The 1,337-nt window shown below is 71.6% G+C and carries 1 pseudogene; it reads left to right on the top strand.

Annotation, left to right across the window (positions count from 1 at the left end):
* Positions 1 to 107: 107 nt before the first annotated feature.
* A pseudogene (locus tag ABGB16_RS33710) lies at positions 108 to 1,337 on the top strand (hypothetical protein); the annotation flags it as partial.

Below are 1,337 nucleotides of genomic sequence, written 5' to 3'. Positions count from 1 at the left end.
ACCCGGATAGGGCCCGGACGCTGTTCGACCAGCACGCCGGCCACCTCGCCGCCATAACGCAGCAGCCGGATCAGCTGCGGCAGTTGTGGAACGCCCTGATCAACCATATGGACACGGATGGCGACGGACTCATCACCGTCAGCGAGCGAGCCCTCGCCGCGGCGACATCCCCCCCCACACCGCGGCCGACGGTGAATATATGGATCGGGGCATTGCGCGAGCGTGGTCTGCTGCTGCTGGTCCGGAAACGTCGCGGTGGCGTGGCGGCGCAGTACAGGATGACCGATCCGGATCCGCCCCGGCAAGCATTGCCGGCCCCTCCTGAGGGCTGCCAGTGGGTGAGCGACCGGGATAGGGCCCGGACGCTGTTCGACCAGCACGCCGGCCACATCGCCACCACAACAAAGCAGCAGGATCAGCTGCGGCAGTTGTGGAACGCCCTGATCGGCCGTATGGACGGCGACGGGCTCATCACCGCCACAGGGCCAGACCTCGCCGCGACGACATCCCCCCCCACACCGCGGCGGACGGTGATTCGCCGGATCGGGGCATTGCGCGAGCGTCGTCTGCTGCTGCTGGTCCGGGAAGGTCACGGTCGCGTGGCGGCGCAGTACAGGGTGACCGATCCGGGTCCGCCCCGGCAAGCACCGGTGCCGGGCCCTGCCCCCGAACCGGACCGCCCGCAGCAGGGTGAGGACCTGTCCCGGCGGTACCACGGGGATACGTCGCCGATGCCCGGGCCGGTACCTGCCTCGCCGGCGGGCACGGATCTGCTCGGGCCGCCCGGGCCGCCCGGGCCGTTGGACGGCCCGAACGCCTCCACGGTGTCGTCCTGGCTGGAGGGGTGGGCGGGACCGGGGTGGCCGAATCCCGACATTGATGTGACCGCCCACGGTGCTGGGACGTCCACCGACCCCGGCCGGTCGCACATCGACAATCAGCCCGACGACGGCGGGATCCCCGGCGCCTGGGCCTGGCAGGTGGACCCAGACCTCGATCTGGTTGATCCGCTTGATCTGCTCAATTCGGAGTGGGTCGGCCTGCCCACGGCCGTGGACACGGAACCCGTCCCCGGGTCGCAACCGATGGCTCCGCCCGGGCCGCAGGCCCCGCCCGACTCGTGGTCGCAGCCCAGCGGTAACCAGCCCAGCCAGTTCCCAGGGACGCAGTCGTTTCCGACCGGACTGGACGGACAGGATCCGGCACCTCAGTCGCCGATGCCCGGGCCGGTACCTGCCTCGCCGGCGGGCACGGATCTGCTCGGGCCGCCCGGGCCGCCCGGGCCGTTGGACGGCCCGAACGCCTCCACGGTGTCGTCCTGGCTGGAGGGGTGGGCG

Source organism: Micromonospora sp. B11E3, from assembly GCF_039871625.1.
Lineage (GTDB): Bacteria > Actinomycetota > Actinomycetes > Mycobacteriales > Micromonosporaceae > Micromonospora.
This window is presented reverse-complemented; position numbering and strand designations above follow the sequence as displayed.